Source organism: Bradyrhizobium sp. BLXBL-03, from assembly GCF_051853015.1.
Classification (GTDB): domain Bacteria; phylum Pseudomonadota; class Alphaproteobacteria; order Rhizobiales; family Xanthobacteraceae; genus Bradyrhizobium; species Bradyrhizobium manausense.
Map to the genome: position 1 here is coordinate 4432603 of NZ_CP182470.1, position 22574 is coordinate 4455176.

Below are 22574 nucleotides of genomic sequence, written 5' to 3' on the forward strand. Positions count from 1 at the left end.
CACGCCCCTTTGGTTGACTATGCTGGGATCGTGTCACCGCCGCGGAATCCGCGATGTGAGGACTGTCACGCGCGCCAGATCCTCTGTGAGCTGACGCACATCACGGGCACCGTCGCAAAGCAAGGGGGACCCGGATCACGGACCCCCAGTCTTTCTCGAAATTGTCGAACGCGATCTAGTTCACGCGCGTCCAGGTCTGGCCGCCGCAGAACATGCCGCCAAAGGCGCAGCCTTGCACGCGCAGGCGGTCCGTGCCCCGCAACGTGATGGTCGAATCGTAGGTCGAGCCGCTGTTGGGATCGAGGATGCGGCCTGACCATTTCTGGTCCTTGCCGGGCTTCATGTTGATCAAAACCTGCTCGCCATTCTGGTTCGACTTGCTGTCGACCGAATAGCCGCACAGATTATTGCCGCATTGTTCGATGCGGACCTTGCCTTCCTTCTCCTCGGTCAGCCAGACGCCGAGCGGCGAATTGAGATCGCGTGCGGGGGCGGCTGCGGGGGGCGGCGGTGCGACGGCGGCGGCCTGAACTGGAGGAGGAGCCGGCGCGGGCGCTGGTTGCTGGACCGGTGCCGGAGGCGCGGCGGCGACGGTCGGCGCCGGTGGCGGGGGTGGTGCGGGCGGCACCGCAGCCACCGCTGGGGCTGCGGTCGGAGCCGGTTGCGGCGGCGGGACCATGTCTTCGGCCGGAGCGGTGCTGGCGGTTGCTGCCGCAGGTGGAACTGCCGGCGGGGGCGGCGCGGGCGGGGGTGCTGCGGCTGCCGGGGCGGGCGGCGCGGGAGCCTGTTCCGCGGCCGGAGGCGCGGCAAGCGGAGCCTGGGCCGGTGCGGGAGCAGCCGGCGCTTGCGGATCGACCTTGGCCTGCTGCGGCGCCTGCAGGTCCTGCTTGGTATCGTTCTTCCTGGCTTTCTTGGCCTTGCCCTGGCCGGTGTTGTCATACACGCCGGGGATCTGCACCGTGCCGCGGTCCGGATCGATGCGGATGGTGCGCCCGCCATACTCGAACGTGTACTGCGCCTGCGCTGCGGTGCTCGCCAAAAGGAATGCGGCCGTGGCCAACAGCTTCCTCATTTTCCATCTCCCGAAAAGCTGGTCCCCGCACCGACGCTTACGCCCCGGTTCACCTGCAAAAAGTGATCTAGATCACTGTCTCCGTGTGAGTCGTCTGCCGGGGGTCCCGGGTTCAATAACGCCGAACCCGGTCGAGAGTTGGACGGGTGGCCCAGCTACTTTTCCGGGCAGCGCGAATCGGCGGCCTGCTCGGCACGGGCGAGGGCCACCGCGTTGGCCTTGTCGGCGTGGATCTCGACTGCGCCGAAGAGGCAGGCCTTGTCGCCGTTGATCGCGAACACCGCGAGCTCCTGGACTTGACGCTCGTCGTCACCGACCCGGCTCCAGGTCCGGATCACCGCGGCCTTGGGAACGCCGTCGCGCATGATCCACTGCATCTTGTCGCCAAAAGCCTTGCCGGCGCCGCGCCATTGCGCCGTCGGTCCCTGCACCTTCTCGATCGCGCGCATCGGCGCAATCGTGAGCGAGACGATGTTGCCCTCGTCGGCGAAGCGCACGACGTAGCCGGCCGGTCCCGGGCAGGTCCACAGACCGAACCCTTCCTTGGATTGGTCCTTGCAGGCGGGGCCCGTCGTGGGCGTGAAGGGCGTCTGCCCGAATGCGCTGCCGGCTCCCGCCAGCGCGAGTGCGGTCGCCCACGCGATCGTCAGCCGCATGCTAGTCGAACCAGGCCGCGTAGATCTTCCTGTAGCTGCCGTCCTCCATGGAGATGTGCAGCCACTGGTCGACGAAGGCTTTCAGCGCCATGTCGCGCTGCAGCCAGTAGGCCTTCTCCGAGAAGTCGAAGGGCTTATCCGGATGCACCGCGCAGAGCACGCCTGAGTTCTGCTTCTGCTGGTAGCGGGTCTCGGAGGCGTCCGTCATCATCAGGTCCGCGTTGCCCTTGGCGATCTCATGGAAGATCTCGGTGTTGTCAGGGAAGACCGTGATATCGGCGTCCTTGATGTTGGCGCGCGCGAAACGCTCATTGGTCCCGCCGGGATTGACGATAATTCGGGTGCCTTTCTTGTCGATGTCGGCAATGGACTGGTATTTGCCGACGTCGGCGCAGCGCGCGATCGGCGTCTTGCCCTCGCGCATGATCGGGATCGAGAAGTAGCCCTTCTTCTGGCGATCGAGCGTGACGGAGACGCCGCCCATCGCGATGTCGAACTGGTCGGCCTCGAAATCCTTCAACAGCTTTGGCCAGGCTGTCGGCACGAACTCGACCTTGACGCCGAGCGCCTTGCCCAAAGCCTCCGCCATGTCGACGTCGAAGCCGGAGAACTGCTGCGTCGCCTTGTCCAGATAGGTGAAGGGCTTGTAGTCGCCGGTCATGCCGACGCGCAACGTGCCGCGCTTGATGATCTCGTCGAGCCGTGAGGGAGCCGGCTGCTCCGCTTGAGCTGCGAGGTTTGCCAGCACCATCGCGGCCAAAGCCGCCAAGATTCGAACGGATATTCGAAGCGATATTCGAACAGTCATCTCTTTCCCACCCATGCCCAAGCTGCCATTGTGCAGCTCGTGGACGTGGATTTAGACCAGATGCCAGTTTCTGGCGAGACGGAATTGAAGGGAATCCCGGCGTGACGATCTCGATATACGAGGCCTCGGTCGGCCTCTTCGTACCGTATCTGCGCAACCTGTCCGCGCTGCTGGACAAAGGCGTGGTCTATGCCGAGGCTCGCAAGTTCGATCCGGCTGTGCTGCTCGGCATGCGGATGGCGCCGAACATGTACGATCTGGCGCAGCAGGTTGGTGAAGCCTGCCGCCATGCCACCGTCGCGCCGGCCTTGCTGGCGCAGTGCGAGCCGGTCGCGCTGCCGCCGCTGGAGCACGACATGGCCGGGCTTCAGGCGCGGATCGCAACCTCAATCGAGTTCATTGAGAGCCTGCCGCGCGCCGACATCGATGCGGCGGCGGAGCTTAGGGTCTTCTTCAAGCTGAAGAACGGGACCGAACTGCCCTTTACCGGGCGGACGCTGCTGCTCACCAACAGCATCCCGCAATTCTTCTTTCATGTCACGACTGCCTACGACCTGTTGCGGCACGCGGGCGTCGAGCTGGTGAAGAAGGATTTCCTCGGGCGTAAGTAGTTACGCCTCGCCCTTGCGCTCGTAATCGGCAAGTGAGCTGCGGCCGGAAATCTCGCTGCGCAGGAGTTCGAAGCGCCGGTGCGCCTCGCTCTCGTGTTCGTCGACGAAATGCACGGCGGCCTCGCTGGTCATCGGGCCGCTGACCACAGGAGCGGACTGCTCGCCGATGGTCTCGTGCACATAATATTGGCCGTCGTCGCCGCGATGGACCGTCCATTTCAGGCGGATCGCCACCATCGGCCCGGGACCGACCTTGCTGTAGCCGTCGGCGTCGGTGTGATCGGGCACCAGCGGCTGCTCCTCGACCACCGGATGCTCGTCATGCTCGTCGACGACGTGATGCTCCTCAACAGCCGAGTGCTCACCGACGGCGACTATCTCGGTCTCGCGAATGATCTCGGTTTCACGGACAACAAGGGTCTGCTCGGGGTGCTCGAAAATGCTGGCGATGGTCGCCAGCGCTTGGTCGGTCGGGTCGATCTCTGACAAGGGTCCATCCTCCAGCGCGACGCGGCCGGCAAGTCTGTCCCACTGCCGCCGCTGCCGGATACATTACGCGGGTTCGATTAAGGCTGAGTTGGGGCCCGATCTGCACCAAAATGGGACGCATTTTGGCCTTCCGAAGGCGGTCGGACAGGTCGACCGGCTTCGGATTTGCCTCAGCCGAGCACGTCCTGATTGATGATGTTCTGCCTGATCGGATCGCCGTCCAGCACACTCAGGATGTTGCGCGCGGTCTGCTCGCTCATGCGCTGGACCGCCTCGACGGTCACGCCGGCGACGTGCGGAGCCACGATGACGTTGGGCAGTGCGAACAGCGCATTGCTGACCGGTGGCGGCTCGACCTCGAACACGTCGATACCCGCGCCGGCGAGCTTGCCGGACACCAGCGCGTCGTAGAGTGCGGCCTCCTTGACGATGCCGCCGCGCGCAGTGTTGATCAGATAGGATCTCGGCTTCATCCGACCGATCCGCGCGGTGTCGAACAGGCCGACGGTCTCCGGCGTCTTCGGGCAGTGGATGGTGACGAAATCGGCGAGAGGCAGCGCGGCGTCGAGGTCGGTGACCGGCTCGCATCCGGCCGCTTTGATATCGGCGGCGGGCTTATAGGGATCGTAGACCTGTACCTTCATCTCGAAGGCCAAACAGCGCTTTGCGGTGCGGCTGCCGATGCGGCCGAAGCCAATGATGAGCACGGTCTTGCCGTAGAGATCGAACGGCAGCATGCTGAGCCGCTCGGCCCATTTGCCGTCCTTGACGCAGGCATGCATCTCATTGGCGCGCTTGGCCAGCGTCAGCATCATGAACAGCGCCGCTTCCGCAACCGAAGGCGAGTTGGCGCTGCCCGCGACCATCAGCGGCACCTTGCGGCGGGAGAGCGCGGGCACATCGACAGCGTCGTAGCCGACGCCGATGCGGGTCACGACTTTCATGTCGCGGGCGGCCTCGAGCTCGGTCTCGCCAAAGGCGGTGGCGCCAAGCGCCACGCCGTGGACCGGCGCGTGGCTCTTGAGCAGGGCCTCGAAATCCTTGGCGGAGATCAGGTTCGCAAACTCGACGAGCTCGATATCGTCCCGCTGGGTGAGGAGAGCGCGTGCCCCTTGCGACAAGGTTTGTGTAACGAAAATCTTCTTCTTGTTGGTCGCCATCGCTCCCCGCCTGCTTCGAGCTTCCTAGACCGGCATCACAGCACGACGCCGGTCTCCTCGTTTAGCAGGTGCATATTGTTGAGGTCCATCGCCAAACGCATGGGAGCCCCGTCCTTGGCGCCGGCATTGGGATTGACGCGGCCGCACACCGGCGTGCCGTCGAGGCCGAAATAGACCAGCGTCTCCATCCCCATCGGTTCGGTGACGTCGAGCACGGTGTCGAAGGTCTCCACGCCCGGCTCCAGATGCGGATGCGACTCCGCAAGATGTTCGGGTCGGATGCCGAGCAGCAGTCTGTCGCTGCGCGGCAAAGCGTTGTAGCGTGCGGCGCGGGCCGGCGGCAGCGCGAAGGCGATGCGGTCGGTGAGGCGGATCCGGAGCGTGCCGCCGGCATCCTCCAGACGGCACGGAATGAAGTTCATCGCGGGCGAGCCGATGAAACCTGCGACAAAGCGCGTCGCCGGCTTGTGGTAGAGTTCGTTCGGCGTACCGATCTGCTCGATCCGCCCCTTGTTCATCACCACGACGCGGTCGGCCAGCGTCATCGCCTCGACCTGGTCGTGGGTGACGTAGACGGTCGTGGTGCGCACCTTCTGGTGCACCTTCTTGATCTCGATCCGCATCTGAACGCGGAGCTTGGCGTCCAGATTGGACAACGGCTCGTCGAACAGGAAGACCTTTGGGTTGCGCACGATGGCACGGCCCATGGCGACGCGCTGGCGCTGGCCGCCCGAGAGTTGCTTCGGCTTGCGGTCGATCAGGTCGGTGATGTCGAGCAAGCGGGCGGCTTCCGTCACCCGCGCCTTGATCTCGGCCTTGGGATAGTGCTTCAGCCGCAGCCCGAACGACATGTTCTCGGCGACCGTCATGTGCGGGTAGAGCGCGTAGTTCTGGAACACCATGGCGATGTCGCGGTCCTTCGGCGGCACGTCGTTGACGACGTCGCCGCCGATCATGATGTCGCCGTCGCTGATGTCCTCGAGGCCGGCGATCATGCGCAGCGTCGTCGACTTGCCGCAACCCGACGGCCCGACCAGCACGATGAACTCGTGGTCGGCGATATCAAGATCGATGCCGCGTACCGCTTCGACATCGTCGTAACGCTTGATCACCTTACGCAGGGAAACGTCGGCCATTGCACTTCAACCCCTCGATTTCAACCCTTCGTCGCGCCGGCGGTCAGGCCGGCAATGTAGTAGTCCATCAGGAAGGCGTAGATGATCAGCGGCGGCGCCGCGCCGAGCAGCGCGCCGGTCATGATCTGCCCCCAGTTGAAGACGTCACCCTTGATCAGCGTCGTGGTGATGCCGACCGGCAGCACCAGCTGGTCAACCGACGTCGTGAACACCAGAGGATAGAGGAATTGGGCCCATGACACCGTGAAGGCGAAGATCGTCGCCGCGATCAGCCCGGGCAGTGCCACCGGAATGAAGATCCGCAGCAGGGTCTGGAGCCAGGAGGCGCCGTCGATGATCGCGGCCTCATCCAGTTCTTTCGGAATCGAGGCGAAATAGCCGATCATGATCCAGGTGCAGAACGGCACGGTCAGCGTCGGATAGATGAATACCAGCACATACCAGCGATTCAGCAGCGTAATGCCGGTCAGGTCCTGGATGACTCCGAGCATCTTGAACAGCGGAATGAACAACAGGCTGTCCGGGATCAGATAGGTGAGGAAGACGCCGGTAGCCAGCGTTGCCGAACCCCAGAACTTCATTCGTGCCAGCGCAAACGCAGCGGGAATGCTGATCAGCATGGTCACGATCACGACCACGATCGAGATGATCGACGAGTTCCAGAAAAAGCGCAAAAACTGGTTCGAGGTCAGCAGCTCGACATAGTTCGACAGGGTGGGATGAAACACCCACCATGGATTGGTCGCCGCCGAAATCTCCGCGCTGCTCTTGAGCGAGGTGATCAGCATGTAAACTGGCGGCGTCAGGAAGAAGATCGCAAACAGCACCAGGAAGAAATAGGACCAGCGCAGGGCCCAGGCGCGATCCCGGCTCATGCTGCCGTATTTGACCTTGCGGCTCGGTCCGGCTTTGTCGATTGCCATCGTGCTCATCAGGCTTCATTCCCGCGTTTGGAGACGTCGCGCAGGATGAAGATCGCCGCGACCGCGAGGATCGGCACCATGAACAGCGAGACGCAGGCGCCGAGCGGAATGTCGCTGCTCTGGATGCCGACCTGGAATGCCCAGGTGGCGAACAGATGCGTCGTGTCCAGCGGTCCGCCCGAGGTCAGGATGCGCACGATATCGAAATTGGCGAAGGTGACGATCAGCGAGAACAGCGTGGTGATGGCGATGATGTTGCGCATCATCGGCAGCGTGACGTACCAGATCTTCTGCCACCAATTGGCGCCGTCGATCGCTGCCGCCTCATAGAGCTGGTCGGGAACCGATTTGAGCGCGGCCAGATACATGATCAGGAAGAACGGCGCGCCGTACCAGACGTTGACGAGGATGACGGAGAAGCGGGCCCAGAAAGTCTCGCCAAGCCAGGGGATCGGGCCGACGCCAAAGTAGGAGAGGGTGTAGTTGAAGGCGCTGTAAGAGGGGTCGAACAGCCAGAGCCAGGCCAGCGTGCTCATCGCCGGCGGAATAACCCAGGGCACCAGCAGCATGCCGCGCCATTTGCGCTGCTTCTTGCCGGGAATGTTGTGGACGAAATGGGCGACGATGAAGCCGATCAGTGCCTTGAAGATCACGGCGGTGATCGCGAAGATGCAGGACTGCTTCACCACCATCCAAAACGTCTCGCGCTTGAACAGGAAGGTGAAGTTGCCGAGGCCCACGAACTTCGTCATCGCCTTGTTCAGCGTCGCCAGATAGAGCGAAAAGAAGGCGGGATAGAGCACGAGTAGCGCGATCAGGAGGATCAGCGGCAGCGTCAGGAGGAATGCAACCGTCGATTTGCGCCCGAGCGTATTGCGCAGGCTCGATCCCTTCCGCGCGCCTGTCGCACGAGCGATGCGACCTTGCTCAACGACGACATCGGCCATATCAGGTTCCTTGGATCAGCTTCCTTGTGAACAAACGGTCGAACGGCGAAGCCGGTCGTGGGATCGGCTTCGCTCTCATGCGGGCAGCAATGTCGGCGGCACGGATAGCTTGCGCAGGGTCGCGCAAGCTATCCGCATTGGCCGTCTAGCTCCGCATGAAGCCTTCGCACTCGCCCTCAGCCCAGGCGAGCGACTGCTCCAGCGTTTCGCCGCGGGCAAAGCGCAACGCCATCTTGGTCAACGTCGCCTGGAAGTAGATCTGCTGCGCGATTTTCGGCGGCGCCGGTGAGGCCGCGATCGAGAGCGTCTGTTGCTGGTAGGGGTCCGGATAGTGAAACAGCGTCCCCTTCGGCGGACCTTCCTCGGCCCAGGTCTTGAGCTTCGTCAGGTTCGCATAGGCCGGCAGGTCATAGCCGCCGCTCACCGCGACGAATTTCTCGATCGCCGCGGGCGAGGACAGGTGAACGAGCAGGCTCTTGGCCGCTTCCTTGTTCTTGCCAAAGCTCCAGACGCCCCAGAAGTAAGGCAGGAAGGGTGCAAAACGTCCCTTCGGGCCCGCCGGGAAGCCGTGAGTCCAGCACTGCTCGGCAACCTGGGGCGCATCGCGCTTGGCAACCGCCCAGGCGCTGGGCGGATTCATGATCAGCGCGCCGCGTCCGGAGATCAGCCATTTGTTGTTCGATGCGTCGTCCCAGGACGGCGCGTCCGGGGGCAGGAACGCGATCAGCTTCTTGTAATACTCCATGGCCTGGCGAACCTGGTCTGTCTTGATCGTGATATCGCCCTTGGCGTTGACGAGTTCGGCGCCGAACGACTGGAAGATCGCGCCGGCGGTGTCGACGCTGTCGGTGGTTTCGCCGAGGCCGATGCCGAACGGGAAGCCGCCCTTCTGGCAGGCCTCCGCGGCCTTCAGGAACGTATCCATGGTCCAGTTGTCCGCCTTGGGCGGGCTGCCGGCCGGATACATTTCCTGGACGTCGATGTTGGCAAACTTCTTCATCAGGTCGATGCGCGTGCAGGGGCCTTTGATCTGGCTGCCGGGCGTCGCCGGCACCGCGAGCCATTTGCCGCCCGACTGCGCAAGATATTTGACCGTGCCGTTCACCTCGCCGTTCTGCTTGATGAGCGGCTCCATCACGTCGTTGAGCGGCTCGAGATTCTCGGAATAGGCGTGCGGCCACCAGCTCGGCATCTGAAGAATGTCGTGACCCGATTTGGCCTGTGCTTCGGCCGCCGCGGTCAGCTCAATCTTCTTGTTGTTGCTGGTGATGTAGTCGATCGAAACCTCGACCTTTTCCTTCGCGGCCCATTCGTTGACCAGATCGGTCGAGGCCTGGTTGGCGCCGGGCACCCAATGGTCCCAGAAGCCGATCGAAAGTTTACCGGCAGCGTAAGCGCCCCGGACATACGGCGCCGTGATCAGCGCCGCGGAGGACATTGCAGTGGCAGCTACAAATTGACGTCGTGTCAGCTTTTTGCGTGACATCTCGTTTCCTCGTCTTGGTGTTGTTTATTGTTCTGTCGTTTCCTCTGAATTTCCCAAGTTTGTTCTTTGATTTTATTGTTGGACGTTTCTTGTTGGCCTCGTTGTCTCCAGCGCTAAGTCACGCAGGGGACGCGGCAAATTGGTAGCGCGATCAGATCATGATTGATCGCATCTGTCGAGAAAGCCTGATGCACCGCTCTCTAGAACTAACGTTGTGTATGGGACGCGACAGCGGCTGCGTCGCGGCGTGAGCCGCGGCAGCCCTTATTGCGACGCACACGTCGGGCGAAGCCGCCAATTGCTCCGTGCGCAATTACGCCGCAGTTCCAAATGAGCTTGCATTGCCGCCGAAGGTCTTTCCAACGGGACAGTGATGGTCCGTAGCTAGACCTTGGCTCGGCGAAAACTGTAGAGTTGCAGCCGGCAGGGCGCCTGCCGTTTCCTTAAGAAGGCAAGCAGACCGAGATGGAGACCCAAATGATCAACCCGGCGCCGCCTGTGCGGCTTGGCCTGCGACGATGGCTTGCGCTCGGGTCCGTACTGACACTCCTCGTCGGCGCGACCGCAGTCGCGAATGCACAAGGTTTGGTCAAGGGCGTCCAGGACGGCGCCGCAGCCGGTAACAAGGCGGCCGGTCCTGTCGGAGGCGTCCTCGGCGGCGCCATCGGCGGCGTGGTCGGTGTCTTCACCGGCGTGCTCGGCGTCGGGAACAACAACAGCGGCCAGGCGCCGGCCGCCAAGGACGCCAGCAAGGATTCAGGCAAGGACGCCAAGCAGCCGGGCACTGCCAAGGACAAGGATGCCAAAGGCGCCAAGGAGGCGGCAAAAGGCGCCAAGGGGGCCAAGCCGACCAAGGAAGCCAAGAACGCCCCCCAAGACAGCAAGGACAGCAAGGACAACAAGGACGTCACGGTCCTGACCCAGCCCGGCGCGCCGCAACTGACCGCCGAACAGATCGTCGCCAACAGCGATTCCTATATCGAGCGGATCAAGACCGAGCTGAATCTCACGCCCGATCAGGAGAAGCACTGGTTCGGCTTCTCCAGTGCCATGCATTATCTCGGGCACAATGGCGCTGAGCGACTCAACCTGCGGATGGAGCGGGCCAAGCGCGATCCGCCCGACGACATCATCGAGCAGATGCGCAACGAGGCGCAGTTCCTGATCGACCGCGCTGCCGACCAGCGCAATGTCGCCGATGCGGCCGAGCCGCTGTATTCGAGCCTCGATGACAAGCAGAAGCAGGTGTTCATCCAGGAGATGGTTCGCCTCAGCCATGAGCGCGGGCTGGATTGACCAGACTGGATTGATCGAGCCTGAATCGGATTGCATGCGTTCGTGGAATTGAAGGCCACGAATTCGTGTATCCTTTTCGCAAATCGGGTATGCTTAGCTTTGCAGCGAGGCTTGCGGGGTTGATATGGCGGACGGACTCTCCGTTTTCCTGGTCGAAGACGAGGCGTTGATCCGGATGATGATGGCTGACATGGTGGAAGAGCTTGGCCACCATGTCGTCGCAGAAGCAGACAATGTCCGCGATGCGAGCGCCTTTGCGATGACCGCGCAGTACGATTTCGCGATCCTCGACATCAATCTGATGGGTGTTTATGTCGATCCGGTCGCCGATCTGATCGAGCGGCGCGGGAAGCCGTTTCTGTTTGCCACCGGCTACGGGCCGGAATTGCTGCCGTCCTTGCTCCGGCGCCGACCCATTCTCCGCAAGCCGATTGCGCTCGATCAGCTCAAGAGCATCATCGACTCGCTGTTTCCGGACATGCCTGCCAAAGTCCCGCACTGACTCTGTCGACGGTGCAGGCATCGGGCACGAAAATGGCCGCCCGGAAGGGGCGGCCATGTCGCGACGGACGATCCGTCAGGGATTCACATCAGGCCGGCGCTGAGGTCGACGCCCTGGGCCATCAGGCTGAAGGAGGCAATGAGGCCCAGGCAGCAGAAGATGGCAATCGCTTTAAAAGAATAATCGTTCGACCGGGTCTGGATGGCAGCCGGCATTTCGGCGAGCGAAATCATGCTCATGGTCATTCCCCCTCTGTTTGATCCTGAATTGCATCAGGTGAGGGAACTTCTAGAGCAGAAAGTTTGATACAGGATTGCCAGGGATCCTTAACGGAATCGCAATCGATCGCGGACTCCTCGCAGCAGGCAGCAGGCCTTGCAAGCCCTAGTTGCGGCCGCCCCGCAGCACCGTCGCGATGGTGTGGGCCGTCATCGCCGCGCGGTCCGAGGCGCGCTGTGCAGCCAGGCGGTCCCGCGCTTTTTCCTCGATCAGCAGCTCGATCAGCGCCATCCGCTTGGTTTCATCGTCTGCCTCGGTCAGCAGCCGGTGATAGCGGTGATAGTCGAATCCAACATCCTGCTTACGCATGTCACGCCCCCGGCACGTTACGCCACACACGCCAGGATTGTTTCCTATCGGACGCCTGAGGGCAAGCACGATCAGCGTGGAACCGCGAATTGGCTGCATTCAGCTGTGAAGCGCTGGAGAGCGCCGATGCGAGGCGGCCGCCCTCAATCGAGATTGTGGTCGGCGAACATCTTCAGGCCGACGAAGCTTGCATCAGGCTTCATGACGAGGCGCGTCGGGATGTTGCGCAAGTAATCCTGGAAGCGCCCCTTGGCCTCGAAACGCGCGCGGAACGCTGAAGCCGAAAGGAATCCCGGAAAGCGCGGCACGATTCCACCGGCAATGTAGACGCCGCCCCTGGAGCCGAAGGTCACCGCGAGATTGCCGGCGACGGAGCCGAGGATGGCGCAAAACATCTCCAGCGTCGCGCGGCTGAGCTCGCAAGAACCGTCCAGCGCGGCCTTGGTGATGCCAGCTGCGTCGCGTTGCGGCACCTGGGCTTCGTCGACCTCGGCTATCGCCTCGTAGAGGGATTGCAGCCCAGAACCGGACAGGGCGCCGCGCTCGATCGAGACATGGCCGAAGCGCCGGCGCATCGCGGCGATCACCCGTTCTTCGCGCTCGTTCTCCGCCGGCAAGGTGGCATGCCCAGCCTCGGTGACGACAGCGAGCCGGGAGCCGTGGCGCTCGACCAGGCAGGAGACGCCAAAACCGGTCCCGGGCCCGACCACCAGCAGTGGCTCTCCAGGCATGCCGTCCTGCCCGCCGAGCGGAATCAGGTCGGCCGGCTGCAGGGCGGGCAGGGACCAGGCCACCACCTCGAAATCGTTGAGCACATGGACGCTGTCGAAGCCGAGCGCCGGCTGGAGCTCGTTGCCGTCGATCACCCAGGGACTGTTGGTCATGACGCAGCGATTATTGGTGACGGGGCCGGCGACGGCGAGGACGGCCCTGACAGGCTTCTCGCTGTCGGCCCGCCGCAGCACGTCGGTGATGGCCTCGCGGACCGTTGGATGGTCGGCGACCTTCACATAGTCGATCGGTCCGATCTGCTCGCCATTGCTCAGCGCGAAGCGCGCATTGGTGCCGCCGATATCGGCGAGAAGAATGTTTCCTGTCTTGCCGATACTCATGGCCTTGTGGCTGCCGTGGCCTTTGGCCACAGGAACCCATCTCCTCTGCTTCGTTGCTCCGATCCGTATTGCGGCGGATATCAGAGATTCCGCGGTCAGGTACAGCTAGTCAACACGGTCGTCCGCAAAGCGTTGCATTCAAGGCGGTGGTTGCGAAGCCGCCCGGGAAGGTCGACATTGGCGAGAGCGGCCGGCGCCCGATGCGCCGGGCGGATGGCATTAGACTTGCGATTGGGACCCTCTCGATGAAGATATCCGACCGCGACGTGCTGCTGGTGATCGATGTGCAGAACGATTTTTGCACCGGAGGGGCGCTCGCCGTTCCCGACGGTGAGAAGGTCGTGCCCGCCATCAACCGGATCGCCCAAAAATTCGCCAATGTGGTGCTGACGCAGGACTGGCATCCGGGCGACCACGTCTCCTTCGCGGCGAACCATCCGGGCAAGCAGCCGTTTCAGACCATCGAGCTCGACTATGGCACCCAGGTGCTGTGGCCGACCCATTGCGTCCAGGGCACGGCTGGCGCCGAATTTCATCGGGATCTGGACCTGACGCGGGCAAGCCTGGTGGTGCGCAAGGGCTTTCGCCGCGGGATCGATTCCTATTCGGCGCTGTTTGAGAACGACAAGAAGACGCCGACCGGCCTCCTTGGCTATTTGCGAGAGCGCGAGCTGAAGACCGTCTTCGTGGCTGGCCTCGCGCTCGATTTTTGCGTCCGCTTTTCCGCGGAGGATGCCCGCAAGGCTGGCTTCGAAGTTGTGGTGATTGAGGACGCTTGCCGCGGCATCGACCTCAACGGCTCGGTCGCAGCGACCCATCGCAGCTTTAAGGAAGTCGGCATTTCCACCATCAGCTTGGAGCCGTTCCTGTGAGGATCATCAGGTAATGGCGGCGGAGAAGAGCGGAGAGCGGCCCGGCGAGGCGGGGCGTGGCCCCGATGACCCCATGCTGTGGCCGTTTGCGGCGGCAAAGCTCGCGATGGACGCCTGCTTCTGGTGGCTGGAGCGCCGTCCGGCCGAGCAGAGCGAGAGCGAGCTGCCCTGGACCACATCAGGCACCGTGGCGCTGGAGCTTGCCACCATGCGGCTGCGCGATTGCGCGCGGACGCAATCGGGCCAGCCGGCGCTGGTGTGTGCGCCCTATGCGCTGCACCGGGCCCTGATTGCCGATTTCGCATCCGGTCACAGCGTGGTGCAGTCGCTGCAACAGGGCGGTATCGATCGGGTCTATCTCACCGACTGGCGCTCGGCCACGCCTGAGATGCGCCACCTCTCGATCGATAGCTATCTGTCCGATCTCAACGTCGCCGTCGACGAGATCGGCGCGCCGGTCGATCTGGTCGGCCTGTGCCAGGGCGGCTGGCTGTCGCTGCTCTACGCAGCGCGTTTCCCGGCCAAGGTGCGGCGGCTGGTGTTGGTTGGTGCGCCGGTCGACCTCTCGGTCGAGTCCAGGCTGGCGCAGCTTGCCCGCAATGCACCCGAGATGGTCTACGATCAGCTCGTCGCCCGCGGTGGCGGTAATGTCAGTGGCGAGGAGATGCTCCATGTCTGGTCGAAGGCGCCCGGCCCCGACGACGTCGCAGCGGCGTTGCAGCGAGACCTCTCGGACGAGGAGGGGGCGGCCCTGCTGGCGCGCTTCGATCGCTGGAACAGCGAAACGCTCAATCTGCCCGGCGTCTATTATCTTCAGATCGTGAATTGGATCTTTCGCGAGAACCGGATCGCATCAGGCCAGTTCATGGCGCTCGGCCGCGCGATCGATCTGAGGGATGTCAGGGCACCGGTGTTCCTTCTGGCCGGGCTTGACGACGACGTCGTACCGGTCGCGCAGGCATTTGCCACAGCGAAGCTCCTCGGCACGCCGCCGGCTTTCATTGCAGCACGCTCCGAGCCGAGCGACCATCTCGGCCTGTTCATGGGGGCGCGGACCCATGCCCATGCCTGGCCCCGCATCGCCGAATGGCTGCGCAACGACCTCGCCGGCCTGCTGGCGCGCAGCGCCTGACATCAGGCGTGGCTTGCAGATCCGTTATGCATGATGGCCGATGGCCTGCACGGGGCCGGGTCGATGGGCTACATAGACTCCAGCGTCGGCCGAGGCTGGCTTCTGGCAAGATTTAAGGGTCCTTTGCGCGATGAGCTTCCACTCGATCTACGCCCATGGCTTTGCGCGCGTTGCAGCCTGCGTCACCACCTCCCATGTGGCCGATCCCGCGGCCAACGCGGAGGCGGTGATCGCGGCGGCGAAGACCTGCGACGCGCGGTCGGTCGCGGTCGCGGTGTTTTCCGAGCTGTGCCTGTCCGGCTACGCCATCGAGGACCTCGTCCAACAGGATCCGCTGCTCGATGCGGTCGAGCGCGGGCTGGCCTCGATCGTCGAGGCCTCTGCAGGCCTGATGACCGTGCTGGTCGTCGGCGCCCCGCTGCGCTTCGGCGTCAGCATCTATAATTGCGCCGTCGTCATCCACCGCGGCAGCATTCTCGGCGTCGTGCCCAAGAGCTATCTGCCGACCTATCGCGAATTCTACGAGGGCCGCCATTTCGCTTCGGGCGCCGGCGTCACCGGCGAGGCGATCGCCATCGGCAAGCTCCGGGCGCCATTCGGCACCGACCTGCTGTTCGCGGCCGAGGATGTCCCTGGCCTCACCATCGGCGTCGAGATCTGCGAGGACATGTGGATTCCGGTGACGCCGGCCTCCGAGCTGGCGCTGGCCGGCGCCAGCGTGTTGATCAACCTCTCCGGCAGCCCGATCACGATCGGGCGGGCACGCTCGCGTGCGCTGCTCTGCCAGTCGACCTCGGCGCGCTGCCTTGCGGCCTATGTTTATTCCGCTGCAGGCGCCGGGGAATCCACCACGGATCTCGCCTGGGACGGCCAGACCTCGATCTATGAGAACGGCGTGCTGCTGGCCGAGGGCGAGCGCTTCAGGCAAGACGGCCAGATCACGATGGCCGACGTCGACCTCGACCTGCTCAGGCAGGAGCGCGCCTTGATGGGCACGTTCGACGACAATCGCCGCCAGCGCGAGGCGCTATTCCGGAAAGTGACATTTGCCCTGAAGCCGCCGTCTGCGGATATCGGCTTCCTGCGCAAGGTCGAGCGTTTCCCGTTCGTGCCGAACGATGAGCATTTGCTCGAGCAGGATTGCTACGAGGCCTACAACATCCAGGTCGCGGGCCTTGTGCAGCGCATGCGCGCCACCGGCATCAAGCGTGTCGTGATCGGCGTCTCCGGCGGCCTCGATTCCACCCATGCGCTGATCGTCGCCGCCAATGCCATCGACCTGCTCGGCCTGCCGCGCGAGAATATCCTCGCCTACACCATGCCGGGCTTCGCGACAGGCAGCGAGAGCAAGACCAACGCGCTGGCACTGATGAAGGCGTTGCAGACCACCTGGCAGGAACTCGACATCCGCACCACGGCGACGCAGATGCTGAAGGATATCGGCCATCCCTTCGGCAAAGGCGAGAAGGTCTACGACGTCACCTTCGAGAACGTGCAGGCGGGTCTGCGCACAGACTATCTGTTCCGCCTTGCCAACCATCATGGCGGCATCGTCATCGGCACAGGCGATCTCTCCGAGCTCGCGCTCGGCTGGTGCACCTATGGCGTCGGCGACCAGATGGCGCATTACAATGTCAACGCCGGTGTGCCGAAGACGCTGATCCAGCATCTGATCCGCTGGGTGATTACATCGAAGCAGTTCAGCGCCGACGTGAATGCAACCCTGGCCTCGATCCTCGCGGCCGAAATCTCGCCGGAGCTGGTTCCAGTGAAACCGGGTGAGAAGCCGCAAAGCACAGAGGCTTCCGTCGGGCCCTACGAATTGCAGGATTTCAACCTGTTCTACACGCTACGCTTCGGCATGCGGCCGTCCAAGATCGCCTTCATGGCACTCCAGGCGTGGAAGGATGTCGCCGCGGGCGAATGGCCCCCGGCATTCCCGGCCGACAAGCGCAGAGCCTATGACCTTGCGGAGATCCGCCGCTGGCTCGAGGTGTTCCTGCGCCGCTTCTTCGCCTTCAGCCAGTTCAAGCGCTCGGCGATGCCAAACGGGCCAAAAGTTTCAGCCGGCGGCTCGCTCTCGCCGCGCGGCGACTGGCGTGCACCGTCGGATTCGAGCGCGGCGGCATGGCTTGAGGATCTCGAGCGGAACGTGCCCAACCCCTCGACCTCAGTGCCGACCGAAACTCAATAGCGACGTTCCCGCTCAGGAACATTCGTACCGACAGAGCGTTCGCGTCTGTCATTGCGATTTGTCCAGGAGAGGGACCATGCGTAAGCACTTGATGTTATCGACCGCGGCGATTGGACTTATGCTCGCATCCGGCGTTGCCTATGCTCAGGCGCCCGAGCGCAAGGACGAGCAGAAACGGACCGAGGAACCGGCCAAGAGCGCTGCGCCGCAGCGCGGTGGCGCCGGCCAGGAACGCGCCCAAGAACGCGCCCAGGAACGCGTGCAGGGTGGGCAGGAGAAGCTTCAAGGCGCCGCCCGCGAGGAGAAAGGCGGCGCTGCCAAGCACGAGGCGAGCGAGGACAAGCGTCAGCCGGCCACCGCTGCCGAGCACAACGCGCCGAATGCCAGGGAGCAGGCGCAAGAATCCCGCGAGCCATCGAAGGATCGCAACCGTGAGGCCGAGAGCGCGAAATCGGGACACGACGCCGACAAGAACCGCGCCGAGACCAAGTCGGACAAGTCTGCGCCGCAGAAATCAACCGCCGAGACCGAGAAATCCAAGAGCGGTCCCGCTGCTCAGCAGAACGAGCGCACGGGAGCCGCGGCCAACCAGGGCGAGCGTAACCAGACCCAACCTCCGCGCAACGCCGCGGAGCAGAGCCCTGCGCAACAAGGCAATCGGCCGGCCAGCGCAACCGAGACGAGCCGGACGCCGCCAACCAACAATGCACAGAGCGCACCGGCCGCCACCGGGACGCAAACCAATCAAGCCAATCAAACCAGCCAGACCAACACGCAGGTCAGCCAGCAGACCCGGGTGAACTCCGAAAAGCAGGTGCAAATCTCGGAACGACTGAGCCGCGAGCGCCTGGCGGAGCCGGAGCGCAACCTGAACATTTCGATCCGCGCCGGCGAGACAATTCCCCCGCACGTGCATCTGTACAGGCTGCCGCCCGAGATCGTCTCGATCGAGCCGGAATATCGCGACTATGAGTATTTCGCGACGGATGATGACGTCGTCATCGTGGATCCGCGGACGCATCGCATCGTCAGCCAGGTGCCTCGCGATCCGTCGCGAGCCCGCGCGGAGATGAGCGGCAGTGCATCAACCAGCATGGCCGCGACCGGCGGCAGCAACGCAAGCAGCAGCGTCAATTGCCGGATCATGCGGCGTGATGCCTCGGGCAACGTGGCCGAAGTCGAACCGTCAACGGTGGGCTCGAGTGCGCGGACCGATTCACTGAGCGTGACGGTTCAGATGCCCGGCGGCGGCTCATCCGCCCCGATTCCGCTCGGCGCCGCCGCTGGCGATATCGTGGTCGCAACGCAGGGGCAGGGCGATTGCACGGTGACCATCGAGCCGCAAACCCGCTGAGCGCGGGACGCTCAACGATTTCGCGCCGCGCGGCTCATAAAGCCGGGGGCGCGAAATTGCGTTCGAAGTAAAAAGCTTCGAGGTCCGGAGTGCCTAGGAGTCCGGACCTCGTCACCTTGCCCCAGCCTTCAATCCCCCGCCCCATGTGGTCCCCCAACCCCATAGTGCGCGATCAGAGGATGATGCCCTTGGAAGTGGCCGCCGATCGATGAGCGTGATGTACGCGAGGTCCCGATAGGATTCCATTCCGGAGCACTACGGACGAGAATACCGTTGCGCTCTTGGCTCATCATGTGCAGCCGCATCGTGCGTTTGGCGCGAACCGAGGTTGAGGTGTGTAAGGCCGCTCATCACGGCGCTCGCGACGTTCGCCTCCAAGCTCGCGGCGGGAGCAGGGGAGCTCTGTCCGATCCAAGTTCCCGTTGCGCCTGATCACCCCGTGCGCTATCCGGCCGGAAAGGTGCGAGGCGGCTCCATATTTCCCGCCCGCGCCACCCAACCCCGAGGACGGAAACCGCCATGCCAGCCTATCGCTCCCGCACCACCACCCACGGCCGCAACATGGCAGGCGCCCGCGGCCTCTGGCGCGCGACGGGCATGAAGGACGGCGATTTCGGCAAGCCGATCATCGCGGTCGTCAACTCCTTCACCCAGTTCGTGCCCGGCCACGTCCACCTGAAGGACCTCGGCCAGCTGGTTGCCCGCGAGATCGAGCAGGCCGGCGGCGTTGCCAAGGAGTTCAACACCATCGCGGTCGACGACGGCATCGCCATGGGCCATGACGGCATGCTCTATAGCCTGCCGTCGCGCGAGCTGATCGCCGACAGCGTCGAGTATATGGCCAACGCCCATTGCGCCGACGGCCTCGTCTGCATCTCCAATTGCGACAAGATCACGCCCGGCATGCTGATGGCCGCGCTGCGCCTCAACATCCCAGCCGTGTTCGTCTCGGGCGGCCCGATGGAGGCCGGCAAGGTCAAGCTCCAGGGCAAGACCAAGGCGGTCGATCTCATCGACGCCATGGTGGCTGCGGCCGATTCCAAGGTCAGCGACGACGACGTCAAGGTGATCGAGCGCTCGGCCTGCCCGACCTGCGGCTCCTGCTCGGGCATGTTCACCGCCAACTCCATGAACTGCCTGACCGAGGCGCTCGGCCTCGCGCTGCCCGGCAACGGCACGGTTGTCGCCACCCATGCCGACCGCAAGCGCCTCTTTGTCGAGGCCGGACACACCATCGTCGACCTCGTCCGCCGCTATTACGAGCAGGACGATGCCTCCGTGCTCCCGCGCAACATCGCCAACTTCAAGGCGTTCGAGAACGCGATGACGCTCGACATCGCGATGGGCGGCTCGACCAATACCGTGCTGCATCTCCTTGCCGCCGCCCATGAAGGGCAGGTCGAATTCACCATGCAGGACATCGACCGCCTGTCGCGCCGCGTGCCCGTGCTCTGCAAGGTCGCGCCATCGGTCGCCGACGTCCATGTCGAGGACGTGCATCGCGCCGGCGGCATTTTGGGCATTCTCGGGGAGCTCGACCGTGCCGGACTGATCGACACGTCAGTGTCGACCGTGCATGCGCCGACCATGAACGAGGCGCTGGAGCGCTGGGACATCAAGCGCTCCAAGAGCGAGGCTGTGCGCACCTTCTATCGCGCCTCGCCCGGCGGCATCCCCACACAGGTCGCCTTCAGCCAGGATCGCCGCTACGACGAGCTCGATGCCGATCGCGAGAAGGGCGTCGTCCGCGACATCGAGCACGCCTTCAGCAAGGACGGAGGCCTCGCGGTGCTCTACGGCAACCTCGCCCAGGACGGCTGCATCGTGAAGACCGCAGGCGTCGATTCTTCGATCCTGAAATTCTCCGGCCCCGCACGTGTGTTCGAGAGCCAGGACGCGGCCGTTGAAGGCATTCTGGGCGGCAAGGTCGTCGCCGGCGAGGTCGTGGTCATCATCTATGAAGGCCCGCGCGGCGGCCCCGGCATGCAGGAAATGCTGTATCCGACCAGCTATCTGAAATCGATGGGCCTCGGCAAAGCCTGCGCACTCGTCACCGACGGCCGCTTCTCCGGCGGCTCCTCGGGTCTGTCGATCGGCCATCTGTCGCCGGAAGCGGCCGAAGGCGGCAACATCGCTCTGGTGCGCACTGGCGATCGCATCGCCATCGACATCCCGAACCGCAGCATCAATCTCGAGATCTCCGACGAGGAGCTCGCGAGCCGCCGTGCGGCGGAGGAGGCGAAGGGCGATGCCGCCTGGCAGCCCGCGGCGCGCAAGCGCAGCGTCTCGACCGCGCTGCAGGCCTACGCTGCGCTGACCACCAGCGCTGCGCGCGGCGCCGTGCGTGAGGTCAAGCGTCGCACGAAGTAAGCACGTTCTGCATCGGCGTGAGCGTGACTCTCGCGCTCGCGCATGGTCAACAAGTTCTGAACGGTCGGCGAAAGCCGGCCGTTCGCATTAAGGATGCCCCGACGAACTTCGGCAGAGATGCGTTTTGCGGCTTATAGTGCGGCCACCTTCGCACATCCATTTCAGGCAATTGGGGCACCACCATAATGTCTCGTACTCTTGCTGTTGTTTTCGGAACAGTCGTCGCCGCGATTGCGATGACGAGCGCAGCTTCTGCCGGCTGCTATAATTGCTACGCGCCGCCGCAGCCGTGCACGACGTGCTATCAGCAGCAATACGTCGCCCCGCAATACCGCACCGTCGACGAAACCGTGATGGTGTCACCCGGCGCCGTCGTCGCGCATCGCACGCCGGCGCAGTATCGCACCGTGATGGTCCCGCAGACCGTGATGGTGGCGCCGCCCGGTGTTCAGTACGAGCAGATCCCGCCGCAATACGCGACGCGCCAGCGCGTCGAGATGGTCTCGCCGGGTTATTCCTATTACGCGCCGGTGCAGATGGGCTGCGCGTCCTGCGGCTACTGAGCTGAGGCGGGCAACACCAAACTCAGCAACAGACTTCGCGCGGCGTCCTTTAGGGGCGCCGCGTTTTCCTTTGCGGCAAGCCGAACGAGGCCCGGACATGGAGACGAATCCGACCGGGCCTCGCGACCAGCGACGCCCTGGGTGGCATCGCCAATGGCGGGGATGGCTGAGGGGAAGCGCTATTGAGTCTCCCCAAGTGTTGCCAGGCTAGAAGATCAGCCTGACGCGCGCCTGACAGCTCGGATTTGGTGGGCCGGCTCGATGCGGACAGCCCTAACTTCGCGTTGCCTTGCGCGGCCGACTACGTTAAGCGACAGCCAGACTTGACAGCCAGTCTTGGAAGGGTGGCCGAGTGGTTTAAGGCACCGGTCTTGAAAACCGGCGTGCCCGCAAGGGTACCGTGGGTTCGAATCCCACCCCTTCCGCCAGTAAGTGCTTGATATAAAAAAAGTATTTTTGAAATTTGTTTTCCATCGCCTTCTGAACAATGAGCGAACTGTACCCAACGACCGTAAGGGGCAAGAAAGCCCTTCGCCAAGGTGTTTAGCGTCGGCGCGATTGACGCGTCGGCCTGCTTCGATTGCTTCCGCTTCGAATAGTTTCTCAACAAGACCGCCGGATCATCACCGATGCGCTCGCTCTGCTACTCGATGCACCGGAATGTTGCCATCGAGCAGAGCGGTCGAGTGAATGCCGCGGAAGCCTTGAAAGCGAATGCCGCCGAAACCGATGAGCTCGGCGCGCCTGGCAAATTCCTTCGATAAGTTGCGCGGGTTGCGCGGCTTCGAAAGGTCGAGCGGCTCGCCGGGATCGGGCAGGGCAGGAAAAATGAGGGCGTTGGCCGGCAACCTGACCAGACCGAGATCGACGTCGGCGCTGTCGGGGATCCCCGCCAATAGGCGCTGATACTTGGCGTTCAGAGACTCCCGCCGGCTCACAGGGTCGGCGGCTTCTTTTGTGCTAGTCGTCTCGACAACGGATGCCGAAATTGTCGCAAGTGAGCGCGAACGTCTCTTTCGCATTCGCGTCTTCAAAGCAAAAGCGTGTACCGGCGTCGCCGCGATCGGTCCACCAGTTAATCTGTTTTCCCTTTGCGATGCGCGAAGCTTCTCCGCGGAGCAGGTCCAATTGTCTTCCAGCAGCATGTACGATCAAGCAATGTTCGTTGGGCATTGGATCTCCGAAAGCGGAATTCGCAGAATACGAAGGCCGCAGCTGGGGGCAGCTGCGGCCCGCGCATTGGTCAAAACTTCCGGGTGAAAAATTTAAGTGAAGTATCAGCCAGCCCCGGTTTACCGAATCT

Annotated in this window: 22 protein-coding genes and 1 tRNA gene; 10 read left to right on the top strand and 13 right to left on the bottom strand. The window is 63.5% G+C overall.

Annotation, left to right across the window (positions count from 1 at the left end; genetic code table 11):
- Positions 1–175: 175 nt before the first annotated feature.
- From ACNJX9_RS21340 to ACNJX9_RS21350, 3 genes are all read right to left on the bottom strand, one after another.
- The gene (locus tag ACNJX9_RS21340; RefSeq protein ID WP_439404059.1) at positions 176–1072 is read right to left on the bottom strand and encodes a DUF2147 domain-containing protein; all 897 of its coding nucleotides are present in this window, start codon (positions 1070–1072) and stop codon (positions 176–178) included.
- A 155-nt stretch (positions 1073–1227) separates the two neighbouring features.
- Positions 1228–1728, bottom strand: coding sequence for a hypothetical protein (locus ACNJX9_RS21345; RefSeq protein ID WP_439404060.1), 501 nt, complete (start codon positions 1726–1728; stop codon positions 1228–1230).
- Between the two features lies 1 nt (position 1729).
- Positions 1730–2551: a transporter substrate-binding domain-containing protein gene (locus tag ACNJX9_RS21350; protein ID WP_439404061.1), complete on the bottom strand. Its 822-nt coding sequence runs from the start codon at positions 2549–2551 to the stop codon at positions 1730–1732.
- Between the two features lie 98 nt (positions 2552–2649).
- Between ACNJX9_RS21350 and ACNJX9_RS21355 the strand changes: the two genes are divergently transcribed.
- On the top strand, positions 2650–3147 hold the full coding sequence (locus ACNJX9_RS21355) for a DUF1993 domain-containing protein (RefSeq protein WP_057756686.1): 498 nt from the start codon (positions 2650–2652) through the stop codon (positions 3145–3147).
- Here the strand turns inward: ACNJX9_RS21355 and ACNJX9_RS21360 are convergent, their stop codons facing one another.
- From ACNJX9_RS21360 to ACNJX9_RS21385, 6 genes are all read right to left on the bottom strand, one after another.
- Positions 3148–3636 carry a hypothetical protein gene (locus ACNJX9_RS21360; RefSeq protein WP_057755222.1) on the bottom strand — a complete coding sequence of 163 codons (489 nt, stop codon included), beginning with the start codon at positions 3634–3636 and terminating at the stop codon, positions 3148–3150.
- A 170-nt stretch (positions 3637–3806) separates the two neighbouring features.
- Complete coding sequence (locus ACNJX9_RS21365) at positions 3807–4796, bottom strand: hydroxyacid dehydrogenase (protein WP_439404062.1); 990 nt, start codon at positions 4794–4796, stop codon at positions 3807–3809.
- Positions 4797–4831: 35 nt separating this feature from the next.
- Positions 4832–5932, bottom strand: a complete 1101-nt coding sequence (locus ACNJX9_RS21370) for an ABC transporter ATP-binding protein (RefSeq protein WP_271618868.1) — start codon at positions 5930–5932, stop codon at positions 4832–4834.
- 20 nt (positions 5933–5952) lie between these two features.
- Positions 5953–6864: a carbohydrate ABC transporter permease gene (locus ACNJX9_RS21375; RefSeq protein WP_057755213.1), complete on the bottom strand. Its 912-nt coding sequence runs from the start codon at positions 6862–6864 to the stop codon at positions 5953–5955.
- Positions 6864–7802 (bottom strand): carbohydrate ABC transporter permease, encoded by a 939-nt coding sequence (locus ACNJX9_RS21380; protein ID WP_057755210.1) that lies wholly within the window; start codon positions 7800–7802, stop codon positions 6864–6866. The genes ACNJX9_RS21375 and ACNJX9_RS21380 overlap by 1 nt, the downstream gene beginning before the upstream one ends.
- A 145-nt stretch (positions 7803–7947) precedes the next feature.
- Positions 7948–9288, bottom strand: coding sequence for an ABC transporter substrate-binding protein (locus tag ACNJX9_RS21385; protein ID WP_439404063.1), 1341 nt, complete (start codon positions 9286–9288; stop codon positions 7948–7950).
- Between the two features lie 477 nt (positions 9289–9765).
- Here ACNJX9_RS21385 and ACNJX9_RS21390 point away from each other — a divergent pair, with 477 nt between their 5' ends.
- A complete protein-coding gene (locus ACNJX9_RS21390; protein WP_439404064.1) occupies positions 9766–10584 on the top strand; it encodes a Spy/CpxP family protein refolding chaperone in 819 nt (272 codons plus the stop codon).
- Between the two features lie 124 nt (positions 10585–10708).
- Positions 10709–11086 (top strand): response regulator, encoded by a 378-nt coding sequence (locus ACNJX9_RS21395; protein WP_237862328.1) that lies wholly within the window; start codon positions 10709–10711, stop codon positions 11084–11086.
- Between the two features lie 83 nt (positions 11087–11169).
- Here the strand turns inward: ACNJX9_RS21395 and ACNJX9_RS21400 are convergent, their stop codons facing one another.
- The 3 genes from ACNJX9_RS21400 to glk form a co-directional block, all read right to left on the bottom strand.
- Positions 11170–11325, bottom strand: a complete 156-nt coding sequence (locus ACNJX9_RS21400; protein ID WP_271601281.1) for a hypothetical protein — start codon at positions 11323–11325, stop codon at positions 11170–11172.
- 145 nt (positions 11326–11470) lie between these two features.
- The gene (locus tag ACNJX9_RS21405; RefSeq protein WP_057755196.1) at positions 11471–11674 is read right to left on the bottom strand and encodes a hypothetical protein; all 204 of its coding nucleotides are present in this window, start codon (positions 11672–11674) and stop codon (positions 11471–11473) included.
- A 143-nt stretch (positions 11675–11817) separates the two neighbouring features.
- Positions 11818–12786 carry a glucokinase gene (glk, locus tag ACNJX9_RS21410; RefSeq protein WP_439410096.1) on the bottom strand — a complete coding sequence of 323 codons (969 nt, stop codon included), beginning with the start codon at positions 12784–12786 and terminating at the stop codon, positions 11818–11820.
- A gap of 245 nt (positions 12787–13031) precedes the next feature.
- Between glk and pncA the strand changes: the two genes are divergently transcribed.
- The 7 genes from pncA to ACNJX9_RS21445 all read left to right on the top strand — a co-directional run bounded on the left by pncA (position 13032) and on the right by ACNJX9_RS21445 (position 21699).
- Complete coding sequence (pncA, locus tag ACNJX9_RS21415) at positions 13032–13658, top strand: bifunctional nicotinamidase/pyrazinamidase (RefSeq protein ID WP_439404065.1); 627 nt, start codon at positions 13032–13034, stop codon at positions 13656–13658.
- 13 nt (positions 13659–13671) lie between these two features.
- Entirely contained in the window at positions 13672–14790 is a 1119-nt protein-coding gene (locus tag ACNJX9_RS21420) for an alpha/beta fold hydrolase (RefSeq protein WP_439404066.1), read from the top strand.
- A 130-nt stretch (positions 14791–14920) separates the two neighbouring features.
- The gene (locus ACNJX9_RS21425; RefSeq protein ID WP_439404067.1) at positions 14921–16984 is read left to right on the top strand and encodes an NAD(+) synthase; all 2064 of its coding nucleotides are present in this window, start codon (positions 14921–14923) and stop codon (positions 16982–16984) included.
- A 76-nt stretch (positions 16985–17060) separates the two neighbouring features.
- Entirely contained in the window at positions 17061–18338 is a 1278-nt protein-coding gene (locus ACNJX9_RS21430; protein ID WP_439404068.1) for a DUF1236 domain-containing protein, read from the top strand.
- A gap of 519 nt (positions 18339–18857) precedes the next feature.
- Positions 18858–20708 (top strand): dihydroxy-acid dehydratase, encoded by a 1851-nt coding sequence (gene ilvD, locus ACNJX9_RS21435; protein ID WP_439404069.1) that lies wholly within the window; start codon positions 18858–18860, stop codon positions 20706–20708.
- Positions 20709–20944: 236 nt separating this feature from the next.
- Positions 20945–21271, top strand: coding sequence for a hypothetical protein (locus ACNJX9_RS21440; RefSeq protein WP_057755178.1), 327 nt, complete (start codon positions 20945–20947; stop codon positions 21269–21271).
- Positions 21272–21609: 338 nt separating this feature from the next.
- A tRNA-Ser gene (locus ACNJX9_RS21445) sits at positions 21610–21699 on the top strand.
- Positions 21700–21894: 195 nt separating this feature from the next.
- On the opposite strand, the gene ACNJX9_RS21450 is transcribed toward ACNJX9_RS21445, so the two are convergent.
- A complete protein-coding gene (locus tag ACNJX9_RS21450; protein WP_439404070.1) occupies positions 21895–22416 on the bottom strand; it encodes a hypothetical protein in 522 nt (173 codons plus the stop codon).
- Positions 22417–22574 lie beyond the last annotated feature (158 nt).